This window comes from Staphylococcus simulans (genome assembly GCF_003043455.1).
In the GTDB taxonomy this organism is placed as follows: domain Bacteria; phylum Bacillota; class Bacilli; order Staphylococcales; family Staphylococcaceae; genus Staphylococcus; species Staphylococcus simulans_A.
The window spans coordinates 15,909-31,545 of the sequence record NZ_PZGG01000010.1 but is presented as its reverse complement, the minus strand read 5'-3'; the positions used below and the strand labels follow the sequence as shown (position 1 = coordinate 31,545).

The window sequence follows — 15,637 nt, the reverse complement described above, 5'->3', positions numbered from 1 at the left end:
TCTCTGCATAAGATAACGGTCTTGAGCCGGATACTCATTACGAATATCATATATCTAAAGGGAGTAACATATTAATATGTTAACTGCTTTCTCATCACCAGCAACTTTCTGTATAACAGGGAATAACATGTCATATCCTTTAATGTTTACGTTGATTTAGATTTAATTCTATTATAACTGATTTTCAAAAAATATCAATCGTCACGATAATTTTCGCCGACTAATTCATAAGGCTCTGCTAACGATTTAATACGTTCCATAATTCTAGCTGCTTTCGTCTGTTCCGAGCCATCTCTTGTCATCGCTAAATGATGTTCCAATGCTTTAAAATCGAAGTTTGAGCTAAAGAAGGTCGGCAATTCTTGAACCATTCTATAATGCAGTAATGGACCGATGACTTCATCGCGCACCCAAGGTGTAACTTCTTCTGCACCGATATCATCTAACATTAAAATATTAGCTTCTCTGACCACTTGTAATTTACGTTCAAACGAACCGTCTTTAAATCCGTTTTTTAACGTACGGATAAATTCAGGTAAATACACAATTGTTGAAGGAATCAGTTTAGATTTCAATTGGTTCGCAATCGCACCTAAAATAAAAGATTTTCCTGTACCAAAAGAACCATATAAGTATAAACCTTTGACACTTTCTCCTCTTACAATCGCTTTACACAATTCGTCTGCTTTCATAGCTACATTTAAACGCTCACGATTATCCATATAAATATCGGCTAATTTAGCATCTAATGTATCTCTTTGCATATGGTGTGAAGTGATTAAATGTGCTTCTCGCTGTTCTTGATCGTGTTTGATTTTACATGGACATGGAAGGTATTTGATTTTAATTCTGCCATGTTCAATATAGAGTTCAGGAACATGCCCTTTAACAAAGTTAGGACAATCTTTGAATTCATGGCCGTCATAATGTTTTTGTTGATCTTTGTATTCTTGTAGAATATTCAAATCTTCTTCAATCATCCGATTTGTTACTTCAGATTGATGTTCTTCTAAGAAGCGTTTAACGTCAGGATCATTAATGACATCTCTTTTGATTTTCTCAAATCTTTTTTGGAAATCTGGAGATGTTTGCATGATATTGCTAAAACGTTTCATATTATTCATCCTCCTTCCATGTTTCTTTTAAGTGTTGTAAAAAGGCTGCACTGTCTTGTGCGAGAGATTGGTCGGTTGAAGCGGATGACCGTTTTTCACCTTTCTTACGACGTTTTTCATGTTCACGGTTCAATAGCCATTCAGGTGTGATTTCTTTGGATATAGTATTTCTTCTATTATTAAAGCGTTTTTGACCGCTTGGTTGCTGATAACTTTTATTTTGACGTTCTTGTTCAGCTTTTTTCAATTTCATCACATGATGATAGGCTTCTTCAGCTGAACTGATTTCTAATTTCTTCCAATTCGATGCAATTTCTAAAATGTATGACTTCGTTAATTTCATATCATTTTTCAACATAGCATATTGTAACAACATGTTAATTACACCAAATGGCAATTGTTCACGCACAATCAAGTCTTCAATCAGATACTTTTGCTTCGGAGTTGGCTCTGCTTTGGCCCACCCTGTCAACATATCAATTGGACTCAAACTATCCATCAATTTAAACCATTGTTTAAATTCTTCATCGGTTTGAGGGATAGAAGTAATTTCTATTTGAGTTTCTTCTGCAGCTTCAGGACGAACAGGTTCTGCTTTCGTTTCTAGAGCCGGCAATTGATTTTCATGTTCAATCGCGTAGTATGCACGTGCTTGTTTACGTAACTCTTCAAATGAAATCTTTTGCGCACTTGTCAGTGATTTAAGTATTAGATTTTTCATCCCTTCAGGTGTAATACCATATAACACAGCTAATTGTGTTATGAGATGTTTTGTGTTTTCTTCTATAATTTCAGCGCTGACAAAATGATTACTTAATAATTGATATAGTAATTCAAAGTCAAAACGAACACGGTCTAAATTCATACCTTCGTATTTTTGACTTTCGATTATTTGATGTGACATATCTATTTTATCAATTGCTTGATTCGGTACTTTAAATACATCTGTAAAGTTTTTTGTCACTTCATGATAATTTGATAAATCGATCGGTGTAGTTTCAAAATAACGGCGTAATTCATGAAATCGTTTGCCTTCAACTTCTTTATAAAGATAAACGGATAACATAGGATCATTGAAAAATGTTTTTGGTGATGGCGGATCGACTAAGTGGTATACAAATTGCGATTGATTTTCATCATGTTTCGCATAAGTTTTAATCAGTCCAATCGCTTCTAAACGATTCATTTCTTCTCTAAATTGACCCAAATTCAACTTCAACTCACTCATTATCACATAATGTGTATAGTCGTTTTGTTGCTTTGTCTCTGTAAATTGAGAAAGATAATGATAAACACCGATTGCTGTTGTACCAATTAGCGGTGTAAATAAACGGTTTAATACTTCAAGTTGAGATGCAGAGAGTTTTTGCGCTTGCAGTACTTTAAATGGATCTTGCGGACGTAATCCAAAGTCATTTTGACTCAACTTCATCAAGATTCACTCCGTTTATTTTTTTCCTGCAATATGCCTTGCATTGATTCAAGCAACTGATCCACATCTTTAAATTCTTTATATACAGAGGCGAATCTTACATAGGATACTTGATCCACATGCATTAATAAATTCATCACATGTTCACCAATTTCTCTTGAAGAAACCTCTGCTTGGCCTTCATCTCTTAAACGCCATTCTACTTTATTTGTAATATCTTCAAGCTGTTGATAACCGACTGGTCTCTTTTCACACGAACGAACGAGCCCATTCAATATTTTGTCACGTGAAAACTGTTCACGTGTACCATCTTTTTTCACTACAATCAGCGGACTCATTTCTATATGCTCAAATGTAGTAAAACGAGTGCCGCAATTTTCACATTCACGACGTCTGCGAATGGCATTGGCTTCATCAGCATGTCTGGAATCTATCACGCGAGAATGCGTAGAATTACATTTTGGGCATTTCATTCATTTTCACCTCTTTGATTGATTACGCCTATTATACTATAAAAGTGCAAGTCACAAAAGAAAGGAAACTAACGCAGAAAAAAACCAGTTAATCAGAGCCCTACTTCTGATTAACTGGTTAAAAATTTATGACAGCAGTTTCAATTAAGCTGTTGCTTTTTCTTTTGTTTTTAACAATTCACCAATTTGAACTGCAATATCAACAACGCGGCTAGAGTAACCCCATTCATTGTCGTACCATGCAATAACTTTAACTTTCTTATCGTCCATTACAAGTGTAGACATTGAATCAACGATTGCTGAGTTAGGGTTAGTATTAAAGTCAACTGATACTAGTGGTTCATCTGATACAGCTAAAACGCCTTCTAAGTCAGCATCTTCAAATGCTTTGTTCACTTGCTCAGCTGTAACGTCTTCTTTTAAGTCTACTACTAAGTCAACTAATGAAACGTTTTTAGTAGGAACACGAAGTGCCATACCATGTAATTTACCTTCTAATTCAGGTAATACTTCTTTCAATGCTTTAGCAGCACCTGTTGAAGTTGGGATAATACTTTCGTTACAAGAACGTGCACGGCGTAAATCTTTGTGTGGGTTATCAATATTTTTTTGGTCGTTTGTAATCGCATGAACTGTAGTCATTAAACCGTTTTCGATTCCGAAGTTATCGTTTAATACTTTTGCTACTGGACCGATACAGTTTGTCGTACATGAAGCATTACTGAAGATATCGAATTCTTCAACGTCTAAGCTGTCATCGTTCACACCTTTAACAACCATTTGTACGTGACCGCCTTTTGAAGGACCTGTTAATAAGACTTTTTTAGCGCCTGCTTTAATATGTGCATCCGCTTTGTCTCCGTGATTAAATTTCCCAGTCGCTTCTATGACAATATCAATATCTAAATCTTTCCAAGGTAAATTTTCTGGATTACGATCTGAAACTAATTTAATATCATGACCATCAATACGAATACCGTTTTCTGTCGGTTCTACATCACCGTCATATTTACCATGTGTTGTATCGTATTTTACTAAATGTGCAATCGTTTCAGGTGGATAACTCGCATTGATTGCTACTACATTTAAATCATCATTTTTAGAAGCAATGCGCAAAACCATGCGCCCAATGCGTCCCATTCCGTTAATTGCAATATTCGTTGTCATAAAAAGCACCCCTCGTTTTATATGTGTTATACTTTATGGAATCAGTATAACATATTCACGACAGAATGAAAGCGTTTTAGCAAAATAATTAAAAAAATTACTTATCACTAATGATAAGCAATTTTTTGTATTCAAGTTCAGAATTAAATTACGTTCACATTAAACTTCTTCATAACCTTGAATATAACCTTCTTCCATTAACAACGCTTCAAGATTTTGTTTAAGTTCTAATAATGTACCGCGATTATCAATGACGCGATCAGCCATACGACGTTTCTTATCAATAGAAATTTGACTATATACACGTGCTTTCGCTTCTTCTTGTGTTAAGTCATTACGTTCCATTAAACGTTCAACTTGGATACTTTCTGAAGCATAGACTAACCATGTTTCATCTACTGTATCTTGAAGATTATTTTCAAATAATAACGGAATGTCCATTATTACATTATAACCATCATTTAAATATGCTTCTTTTTGTTTTTCCATTAAAGTTCTCACGATAGGATGAATAATTTGGTTTAATTTTTCTCGCATTTTGTCATCATTAAATACGATTTCACCGATGTATTTGCGATTCATTTCACCATTTTCATCTATCGCTTCATCGCCAAATACTTGGCGGACTTGTTCTAAACCTTCAGAACCTTTTTCTACTGCTTCTCTCGCTGCCACATCTGCATCCACAATTTTAAAACCATGGACTGCAAGCAATTCAGATACAGTAGATTTTCCTGTTCCGATTCCGCCTGTTAAACCAATTACTTTTTGCATAATCTAATCTCCCTCGTTCAATTTATTTATTTTTGACAATTTGGACAAAAGTGACTATTTCTGCCGCCTATCACTTCTGTTTCAATCGGTCCGCCACATACAGGACATGTCTTCTTTTTATAAACTTTTAAATATTCCTGCATGTGTCCGGTTTGACCATCTGCATGGCGATAATCAGAAATACTTGTGCCGCCTTGTTCAATGCCTAGCGCAAGTACATCCACCACTTCATCAAACACACGCTTTTGTTCTTCTTTCGTTAAAGAATGTACTTTGCGTTTTGGATGAATCCTTGCATTAAATAAAGCTTCACAAGCATAAATATTACCGCAACCTGCAATTACGTGATGATCTAATATAACTTGTTTTATCGGCTTATTCTGATACTTCGGCAATGCTAATTGTTTTAGATAATGTGTGTAAGCATTGTCATCAAAAGGCTCTGGAGCCATCTTTTCAAATGACGTATATGCTGTCATATCATCAACATTTTTAATTTCGCCAAAGCGTCTGATATCAGAAAAAATTAATTGTTTGCCGTTACTCAGTTTAAAGTTAACGTGCCAATGTTTTTGGTAATTCGGTACAATGATATCTGTTAAATCATTGACTACGAAATAGCCGCCAGTCATACCTAAATGACTGACCAATACTCTTTTATCTTCCTCTTTTTCTAAATATAAAAGAATATACTTGCTTCTGCGTTCTACACGTGTAATTTTATAGCCTTCTGTACGATTTTTAAACATCGGCAACTCAATTTGTTTAATAATAGTGTCTCTACCGCTCGCTTTTCCATCGATGACTTTATCTGAGAACTCAACACTTTCAATAATTTGATTGATTACAAAAGGCTCAATTCCTCTTTTAACGTGCTCTACTTCTGGTAATTCAGGCAATTTGCGACCTTCTTTCTATTTTGCATCGTACCATGTCGGACCGTAATTAGTATCCACTTGTAATGGTACTTTTAATTCAATAGCGTTATCCATAATATCTTCAATAAATTCACTGAAAGCCTCTACTTCATCTTTCGGCAATTCAAAAATCAACTCATCGTGCACTTGGAGTAATAAGTGTGCATTGAAGTCAGTTTCCTTCACAGCTTTATCATAATTCACCATTGCGAGTTTAATAATATCTGCTGCGCTTCCTTGAATTGGTGTATTCATAGCTGTTCTTTCTGCGAAACTGCGCTGATTAAAGTTTCTGCTTGTAATATCAGGGATATATCTACGACGGTGTAATAACGTTTCTACATAACCTTTTGCTTTTGCGTCTTTCACAATATCACTCATATACTGTTTAACGCCTGGGAAACTGTCTAAATAGTCATCAATAAATTTCTTCGCTGCTTTTCTCGTAATCCCTAAACTTTGGCTTAAGCCATAATCACTGATACCATACACAATTCCAAAGTTTACTGCTTTGGCCTGTCGACGCATTAAGCTATCAACTTCATCCGCTTCTACGTCAAACACTTTCATTGCTGTTGCTGTATGAATGTCTCGACCTTCTCTAAAGGCATTCATCATACTTTCATCTTGTGTAATATGAGCAAGCACACGTAACTCAATTTGTGAGTAGTCTGCTGAAAGGATAACATTATCCGGTTCTGCCGGTTTAAAGGCTTTTCTAATACGACGTCCTTCTTCTAAACGTACAGGAATATTTTGCAAGTTAGGATCTACAGATGACAAACGTCCTGTTTGCGCTAATGTTTGGTTAAAGTGTGTATGAATACGGTTATCCTCTTGAATCACTTTTTGCAATCCTTCTACATAAGTAGATTGTAATTTAGATAACTGACGATATTCTAAAATATCTTCAATAATCGGATGTTCACCTTGTAACTGTTCTAAAACATCCACAGCAGTGGAATAACCAGTTTTTGTTTTCTTAATCACTGGCAACTTCAAGTTTTCAAATAAGACCACTCCAAGTTGTTTAGGTGAGTTAATATTGAATTCTTCTCCTGCTGCTTCATGAATACGTGCGATTAAAGTATCAAGTTTGCCTTGAATTTCATTTTCCATTTCTTTAAGTTCTTCAATATCGGTATAAATACCCATTTCTTCCATTTGACCTAAAATGCGTGCCAGTGGCAATTCTAAATCATTAAATAAGTCAAGTTGATTATATTCTTTTAAAGCATCAATCATGATAGGCGTACTTGCATCAATCGCATCTAAAATTGAAGCAATATACGGATTTAACACGTCGTCCTCAGGCACTTGGCGTTTTTTACCTTTACCAAAAATATGCACTGCTTCAGGCACATAACCTTGCCCATAATCCACAACAACTGAGTGAACATCATCAATTGAGCGAGATGGATTTAGAATATAACTCGCTAACATGATATCAAACGTAATGTTTTTAATATCAATATTCATACGATGTGCTTCTGCATACGTTTTCTTCGCATCATAGACATACTTCTCTGTTTGCTCATCTTCTAACCATTTAATTAATTCAGGATAATTATGGATTTCATCCGCATTAACCACGACAAAGTGCTCGTCTGCTTTAAATCCGAATTTCAAAATATCTGCAGTGAGATAGTCACCTTCATCCACTTCAAAATACACTGCTGCTTGTTTTAATTGTCTGAAATCAACTGCGTTGAAATCTGTTTCGATATCATATGTGCGGTCAGATTCTGTATTTGTATCTGCATCGACATCAATTTGGTTCAACATTTGTTTAAAATCTAGTTCTTTAAACAGTTCAATTTTTTGTGACTGATCCACTTCATCAGGTAATTTCGTTTCTTCAAGTGTAACTTCAATTGGACTTTCTCTATTAATCGTTGCAAGTTCTTTACTCATTAAGGCGTCATCATGACCATTCTCAAGTTTTTCTTTCAACTTTTTACCGGATACTTCATCTAAATGATTGTAAAGATTTTCAACCGAATCAAACTGATTTAATAATTTAATCGCAGTTTTTTCTCCAACACCTGCAATACCAGGGATATTGTCGGAACTGTCCCCCATTAAACCTTTCATATCAATAATTTGTGATGGTGTTAAACCATTATATTTCTCTGCGATAAATGAAGGTGTGTAATGATCTACATCTGTTACGCCTTTTTTCGTATAGTAAATTGTGACATTATCAGAAGCTAATTGTGTTAAATCTCGGTCACCCGTCACAATAATCGTTTCAAAACCTGCTTTATCTGCTGCTTTACTCAGCGTACCGATAATATCATCCGCTTCATAATTTTCTAATTCATAATGTTTAATGTGATATGCATCTAATAATTGTCTGATTAACGGAAATTGTTCACTTAATTCTGGTGGCGTCTTTTGTCTACCGCCTTTATACTCTTTAAATGTTTGATGTCTGAATGTTGTTTTCCCAGCATCAAATGCGACTAAGAAGTGCGTCGGTTTCTCTTCTTTGATAATTTTTTCTAATAACATCGCAAATCCATAAGTGGCATTTGTATGAATACCTGCACGATTCGTTAAAAGAGGCAATGCATAAAATGCTCGGAAACTTAAACTATTCCCATCAATTAACACTAATTTTTCCACACTATAACCTCCAGAATTGATTTGTTTCTATTTTATCATATGTCGCATGACCACTCATAAAAATAGCGCCGGAATTCTATCCAGCGCATCGTTTAAGATAATTTAATTGATTTGTTTTTGTTGTCGAAAAAGATAACTTTAAACGTTGTGCCGACACCGACTTGACTGTCGATTTGAATACGTCCGTGATATGCTTCGACAATATGTTTTGTAATGGATAAACCAAGCCCTGTGCCACCTGAATCACGGCTTCTTGCTTTATCTACACGGTAAAAGCGTTCAAAGATATGTTTTTGATCTTCTGGTGCGATACCAATCCCAAAATCTTCAACCTCTAGTACACGCTTTTCTCCCTCTTTATAGACACGCACATGAATACGACTATCTTGAGGTGAATAGTTGATCGCATTGCTGACGATGTTTACTACTACTTGAGCAATTTTTGATGTTTCGGCATCGATAATCACGTAATCTTCAATATCTGTTTCCAGCGTAATATTTTTCTTTTTACCATTTGTATATAAAGTTTTCACTGTATTTCTTGTTACTTCAGATAGATCTACAGGTTCTGTTTCAACTTCTTTTTGTTGTTCAATATGTGATAAGTCTAATAAATCTTCGACTAATGACTCAATACGATTAGACTCTTTCAAGATAATATTTAAGAATTCATCCAATGTCGTTTCATCATTTTTTGCGCCGTCAATTAATGTTTCCGCAAAACCTTTGATTGATGTAATTGGCGTTTTCAGCTCGTGAGAGACATTTGCGACAAATTCACGACGTAAATTCTCTAACTTTTTCAAGCTGGTAATATCATGCAGAACGACAACCATCCCTTGCATTCTTTTCTTTTTACGGGATAGAATCGGTACACAAACTGTATCAAAATAACGTTCATGCACGTTATTCAAATAAACTTTTACTTGTTCATTCATCGTTTTTTCAGTTTTAAAGGCATCTATAATTAAAGTATTCAGTTTGCCTTTAATAACACGATTATAATTTTGATTGACGACGTTTGTTTCAGGATTGAACATTTCATAATAAGCTGTGTTCGCAATGACAATTTTACCGTATTTATCAATCATTAAAACAGAACTTGGAATGTTCTCAAGTGTCGTTTTTAAACGATTGGATTGAATTTTTTGTTCATTATACATTTTTTGTAGACGACGGGCTAATTCATTCGTTGTCACAAATAAATCTCGTGTTTCTTTCACATTACTTTCAGGTACTCTGATGTGATAGTGCCCTTGCGCTAAGAGTTTCGTCGCATAAGTTACATCATTAATTGGTCTGATATATGTGCGATTAATATTTCTAACAATTAAAAAGACTAAGGCAATAATGAATAAACCAATCATCGCAATATATTTCCAAGCTTCAAATTGTAGTTGTGTAATTTCATTATCGTAACCTGTAATTATAATAAAATGATCATTACTAATATATTTATAAGTAAATCTTCGATTGTCTTGATGCGTATCATAAAGTAGATTAGATGGATTACCAACTACATTGATGTTTGGATTTGCGGGTACTTTTTTATCTGATTTAAATAATGTTTTACCTCCATCATTGCTATGTATGGATATTGTAAAATTATTTAAGTGTGCGTATTCTTTTAATGCGGCTTCATGATGTGCTTTATAAGTCTTGTTGATACGTTCGGCATCATGCTTTAGATTTTCAGCATCTCTAGATGAAATAGTGGTGTAAATCGCATGATTAATCAGTAATCCTAAAGCAACAAGACAAGAGATAATCAAGATGGCTAACGTCAGCAGTAATCTTGTGTAAAACTTCAATTTGCAGATTTAGGTCTTTCTAGTTTATAGCCTAATCCACGAACCGTTTTAATAAGTTTTGGCTGCTTAGGGTTTTCCTCTAATTTATCTCTTAAGTGACTGATATGCACATCAACAATTCTGGAATCTCCAGTAAATTCATAATTCCAAACAGAGTTCAACATATGTTCTCTTGTAATGACGCGACCTTGGCGTTCGATTAAATAAAGAAGTAATTCAAATTCCTTAGGGGTCAATTCTAACAGCTCATTATTTTTATATACTTCAAAGTATTCAGGTCTGATTTTAATTGAACCGATTACTACATCTTCACTATCTGTTTCTTCTTCTTTTTGACTGTGAACTTGTTTAGATCTGCGTAGAATGGCTTTCACGCGTGCCACCACTTCTCTTGGTGAGAACGGCTTCGTCATATAATCATCTGCACCGAGTTCCAAGCCTAATACGCGATCAAACTCGTCATCTTTGGCAGTCAACATTAAGATAGGAACAAGATTTCGGTCTGAACGAATCGTTTTACAAACTTCAATACCGTCCAACTTTGGCAACATTACGTCTAATACGACTAAATCTGGTTGTACGGCATTCAGTTTTTGAAGTGCTTCTTCACCATCATAAGCAACTTCTACTAAATAACCTGCTGTTTCTAAATTGTATTTCAGCAAAGTTACAATTGATTGTTCATCATCGACTACTAAAATTTTTTGTGTCATAGTCTTACCCCCTGTGTATTTTTCATCTTAATTATAACTTATATTTTCAAAAAGATAACATACTACGAAACATCTTTACATAAACTTAACATTCGCTTAACAAGATAAATTATCCAAAAAATAAAGCTATACCGCCCTTAGTAGAGCAGTATAGCTTGAAAACATTTAAAGCTTATAGATTTTTGATTAATTCATCAGCAAACTCAGAAGTTTTGACTTCTTTAGCGCCATCCATCATACGTGCGAAGTCATATGTTACAACTTTAGATGCAATTGTTTTTTCAATTGAATCTGTAATTAAGTCAGCTGCTTCTTGCCAACCTAAGTGTTCTAACATTAATACTGCACTTAATAATTCTGAAGATGGGTTTACTTTATCTTGGTCTGCATATTTAGGTGCAGTACCATGAGTTGCTTCAAAGATAGCGTGACCAGTATCGTAGTTGATGTTTGCACCTGGTGCAATACCGATACCGCCGACTTGTGCTGCTAACGCGTCAGAAATGTAGTCACCATTTAAGTTCATAGTTGCTACTACATCATATTCAGCTGGACGCGTTAAGATTTGTTGTAAGAAGATGTCAGCAATTGAGTCTTTGATAATGATTTTACCATCTGCAACTGCTTGATCTTGAATTTTGTCCGCTTCTTCTTTACCTTTTTCATCTACTAAGCGGTCATGTTGTTGCCAAGTGAAGACTTTGTCGCCAAATTCACTTTCAGCTAAGTCATAACCCCATTGTTTGAATGCACCTTCAGTAAACTTCATGATGTTACCTTTGTGCACTAATGTTACTGATTTACGATTGTTATCAATCGCGTATTGGATAGCTGAACGTACTAAACGTTCAGTACCTTCTTTAGATACAGGTTTTACACCGATACCAGAAGTTTCTGGGAAGCGGATATTTTTAGCTCCCATTTCATCTTGTAAGAAGTCGATTAATTTCTTAGCTTCTGGTGTACCTTCTTTAAATTCGATACCTGCATAGATATCTTCAGTATTTTCACGGAAGATTACCATGTCAGTGTCTTCTGGACGCTTAACAGGAGATGGAACACCTTTGAACCAACGTACTGGACGTAAGCAAGCGTATAAGTCTAATGTTTGACGTAATGCCACGTTTAATGAACGAATACCGCCACCGATTGGTGTTGTTAAAGGTCCTTTGATAGCGATTAAATATTCTTCAATCGTATCTAAAGTTTCTTGTGGTAACCATTCGCCAGTTTCATCATATGCTTTTTGACCAGCTAAGATTTCTTTCCATTCGATTTTTTTCTCACCATTATAAGCTTTTTCAACCGCTGCATCTAATACACGGCTAGATGCTCTCCAGATATCTGGTCCAATACCATCGCCGATGATAAATGGAATAATAGGATTATTCGGTACTAATAAACCGTCTTCTTGTTTAACAATTTTTTCTGGTGCCATTCTAAATTCCTCCGTTAAATAAATTTTGTGATAAATGATTCAAGAATGTCGCTGTTAAAACTTAGCGCTCTTCAATTGGTAAATACTTACGATTTGTTTCACCAATGTACTGAGCACGTGGTCTCATAATACGATTATCTCTATATTGTTCGAAAATGTGTGCTAACCAACCTGCAGAACGACTTACTGCGAAAATCGGTGTAAATAAATCATGTGGAATGTTCATACTGTGATAAACAGTCGCACTATAGAAGTCAACGTTAGCAATGATGCCAGTGCGTTCTTTCATTAAATCTTCAATTGCTACTGAGATATCATATAGATGTTTTTGTCCTGTCTCATCAGTAATTTTTTTACTCATAGTTTTTAAATATTTTGCACGTGGATCTCCGTCTTTATATACACGGTGTCCGAATCCCATGATTTTCTCTTTGTTTTTCAATTTATTATCAATATATGGTTCAACTTCATCCACTGAATGGATTTCAGACAGCATGTTCATTACACGCTCGTTTGCGCCACCGTGTAAAGGCCCTTTTAATGAACCTACTGCAGCAACAATACCTGAATACATATCTGATAAAGATGATACTGCACAACGTGCTGTAAATGCAGAAGCATTCAATTCATGGTCTGCATGTAATACTAATGCTTTGTTAAATGCTTCAACTTCAATGTCAGTTGGTTCTTCACCGCGCAACATATATAAGAAGTTAGCTGCATAGTTTAATCCTTGTTTAGGATAAACTGGTTCTTTTCCTTGTCTTACACGTTCAAATGCCGTTACTAGTGATGCCATTTTTGCTTGAATTCTGATTGCACGTTCTAATTTTTCTTCATCAGTTTCTGATTCTGCATTCTCATCAAAGTGTGCAATATAAGAAACTGAAGTTCTTAATGCTGTCATTGGATGAACGTCATCCGTTGCATAATCTTCGAAATGCTCATAAACTTTTTGGTCTAACTTCGCATATTCGTATAATTTTTCTTGCAACTTGTTCAATTCGTCTTGCGTCGGAAGTCTGTAGTTCCATAATAAAAATACAACTTCCTCAAATAATGCGTTTTCTGCTAAATCATCGATGTCGTAACCAGCATATGTCAGTTGGCTATCGATAATTGAGCTTACCTTTGTTTCAGCTGCAATTACCCCTTCTAAACCTTTATGCAATTCTGCCATATTAATTTCCCCTTTTCTATAACAAATTGAAATGGCTTTCATTTAGTATTATATCCAATATTAACGGTTTTGTGAACAATTTCGAAACTATGTATAAAGCGGTTACATTACTCAAACAGCTAAAACACCCTGTTCAGACCACATCTCATTGCCATTATTGGTATTATATTACATTTTTATAGTTTTAAGTAACTAAAACCCATGTAAATTAACGGATTATTTTTAATTTATTATCATTCATCATAACTTATATTCATTGATAATTACATGAAAATTCTCAATATTTTTAAAAACCATTTGTCATATTCTATGGATATGTGCATAATATTATTAAGGTGCAAAAAGGGAGTTGAATTAATTTATGGCAAACAATTTACAAAGAGAATTAAGCAATCGGCACATACAGTTAATCGCAATTGGCGGTGCGATCGGTACTGGATTGTTCTTAGGGGCAGGACAAACGATTGCGATGACGGGACCTTCGATTTTATTAACCTACATCATTATTGGTTTAATGTTGTTTATGTTTATGAGAGGCTTAGGGGAAATCTTAATTTCAAATACAAAATTTAAATCATTCGCAGATGTGACCAATGAATATATCGGACCCTTTGCAGGCTTTGTGACGGGTTGGACATATTGGTTTTGTTGGATTATCACAGGGATGGCAGAAGTAACAGCCGTTGCGAAGTATGTCAGTTTCTGGTGGCCTGAAATTCCTAACTGGGTCAGCGCATTAGTCTGTGTACTAGTGTTAATGGCATTCAACTTATTAAGCGCAAAACTTTTTGGAGAATTAGAATTCTGGTTTGCGATTATCAAAGTTGCGACAATCATTGTATTGATTGTTGTCGGATTAGGTATGATCTTCGTAGCTTATGAAACTAAATTCGGTCATGCAAGCTTTGCTCATTTATATGACCATGGTATTTTCCCTAAAGGGGTATCAGGCTTTTTCATGTCATTCCAAATGGCACTCTTCTCATTCGTAGGGATTGAGTTGATTGGTGTAACTGCTGGTGAAACGAAAGACCCTGAAAAGATTATTCCAAAAGCGATTAATAGTGTACCTGTACGTATCTTACTTTTCTATGTAGGATCACTTGCGGTAATTATGTCAATTATTCCTTGGTATAAAGTAGACCCTTCTGACAGTCCATTCGTTAGATTGTTCGCGTTAGTCGGAATACCTTTCGCAGCAGGTATCATTAACTTTGTAGTACTGACAGCTGCCGCATCATCTTGTAATAGTGGTATTTTCTCAAACAGCCGTATGTTATTCGGTTTATCAAGACAAGAACAAGCACCACCTGTTTTCAATAAAACAAATAAAAATGGTGTGCCGCACATTGCTATCTTTGTTTCATGTGCGTTATTACTTATCGCAGCATTATTGAACTATATCTTCCCAGATGCAACATTAGTATTCACATATGTAACAACAGTTTCAACTGTATTATTCTTAGTCGTTTGGGCATTGATTATCGTTGCTTATATTAATTATCAAAGACGTAATCCACAAGCACACAAAAATTCAATTTATAAATTACCTGGTGGACGTTTCTCAGGATACATGATTTTAATCTTCTTTATCTTTGTATTCGCATTATTGTTCGTTAACCCGGTAACGAGAACTGCAGTATTTTTATCTCCAATCTGGTTTGTCCTATTAGGATTCATGTACTGGAGATACACACAACAACTTAAGAAACATCAATCATAAAAAATTAAAAATACGCACCCTAACAAAATGCGTTTACTCACTTTAAGAGTAAGCGCATTTTGCTTTGTGCGCATCTTTTATCCCCTCTTACTCCCCAAATACCGCCATATAGATTCAGTCTAATACCCATTATTAAATGTCTTGTAGTCGTTGTCTTAAATGTACTTAAAACAGTGTATGACAATGCATTCAAATTAGTAATAGATCATATATTTAGAGACAGACTCAAAATATAATCCAATTAAAAAAACTGCCTGCTCCAATGG

Annotated in this window: 12 protein-coding genes; 1 reads left to right on the top strand and 11 read right to left on the bottom strand. The window is 35.0% G+C overall.

Going from position 1 to position 15,637, the window contains the following annotated elements; all coding sequences use genetic code 11:
- Positions 1-194: 194 nt before the first annotated feature.
- From dnaI to BU038_RS03135, 11 genes are all read right to left on the bottom strand, one after another.
- Complete coding sequence (gene dnaI / locus BU038_RS03185; protein ID WP_107604777.1) at positions 195-1,115, bottom strand: primosomal protein DnaI; 921 nt, start codon at positions 1,113-1,115, stop codon at positions 195-197.
- A 1-nt stretch (position 1,116) separates the two neighbouring features.
- Positions 1,117-2,547, bottom strand: a complete 1,431-nt coding sequence (locus BU038_RS03180; RefSeq protein WP_107604776.1) for a replication initiation and membrane attachment family protein — start codon at positions 2,545-2,547, stop codon at positions 1,117-1,119.
- Complete coding sequence (nrdR, locus tag BU038_RS03175) at positions 2,547-3,020, bottom strand: transcriptional regulator NrdR (RefSeq protein ID WP_107604775.1); 474 nt, start codon at positions 3,018-3,020, stop codon at positions 2,547-2,549. The genes BU038_RS03180 and nrdR overlap by 1 nt, the downstream gene beginning before the upstream one ends.
- A 144-nt stretch (positions 3,021-3,164) precedes the next feature.
- On the bottom strand, positions 3,165-4,187 hold the full coding sequence (locus BU038_RS03170) for a glyceraldehyde-3-phosphate dehydrogenase (RefSeq protein ID WP_107604774.1): 1,023 nt from the start codon (positions 4,185-4,187) through the stop codon (positions 3,165-3,167).
- Between the two features lie 159 nt (positions 4,188-4,346).
- The gene (gene coaE, locus BU038_RS03165) at positions 4,347-4,961 is read right to left on the bottom strand and encodes a dephospho-CoA kinase (protein ID WP_107604773.1); all 615 of its coding nucleotides are present in this window, start codon (positions 4,959-4,961) and stop codon (positions 4,347-4,349) included.
- Between the two features lie 26 nt (positions 4,962-4,987).
- A complete protein-coding gene (mutM, locus tag BU038_RS03160) occupies positions 4,988-5,860 on the bottom strand; it encodes a bifunctional DNA-formamidopyrimidine glycosylase/DNA-(apurinic or apyrimidinic site) lyase (RefSeq protein ID WP_107604772.1) in 873 nt (290 codons plus the stop codon).
- Positions 5,861-5,875: 15 nt separating this feature from the next.
- On the bottom strand, positions 5,876-8,506 hold the full coding sequence (gene polA / locus BU038_RS03155) for a DNA polymerase I (RefSeq protein ID WP_107604771.1): 2,631 nt from the start codon (positions 8,504-8,506) through the stop codon (positions 5,876-5,878).
- A gap of 92 nt (positions 8,507-8,598) precedes the next feature.
- The gene (pnpS, locus tag BU038_RS03150) at positions 8,599-10,317 is read right to left on the bottom strand and encodes a two-component system histidine kinase PnpS (protein WP_107604770.1); all 1,719 of its coding nucleotides are present in this window, start codon (positions 10,315-10,317) and stop codon (positions 8,599-8,601) included.
- Positions 10,314-11,030 carry a response regulator transcription factor gene (locus BU038_RS03145; RefSeq protein ID WP_107604769.1) on the bottom strand — a complete coding sequence of 239 codons (717 nt, stop codon included), beginning with the start codon at positions 11,028-11,030 and terminating at the stop codon, positions 10,314-10,316. The genes pnpS and BU038_RS03145 overlap by 4 nt, the downstream gene beginning before the upstream one ends.
- 172 nt (positions 11,031-11,202) lie before the next feature.
- A complete protein-coding gene (icd, locus tag BU038_RS03140) occupies positions 11,203-12,468 on the bottom strand; it encodes an NADP-dependent isocitrate dehydrogenase (RefSeq protein WP_107604768.1) in 1,266 nt (421 codons plus the stop codon).
- A 61-nt stretch (positions 12,469-12,529) separates the two neighbouring features.
- Positions 12,530-13,648 carry a citrate synthase gene (locus tag BU038_RS03135; protein WP_107604767.1) on the bottom strand — a complete coding sequence of 373 codons (1,119 nt, stop codon included), beginning with the start codon at positions 13,646-13,648 and terminating at the stop codon, positions 12,530-12,532.
- Positions 13,649-14,009: 361 nt separating this feature from the next.
- Between BU038_RS03135 and BU038_RS03130 the strand changes: the two genes are divergently transcribed.
- Complete coding sequence (locus BU038_RS03130) at positions 14,010-15,371, top strand: amino acid permease (protein ID WP_107604766.1); 1,362 nt, start codon at positions 14,010-14,012, stop codon at positions 15,369-15,371.
- The last annotated feature ends 266 nt before the right edge of the window (positions 15,372-15,637 follow it).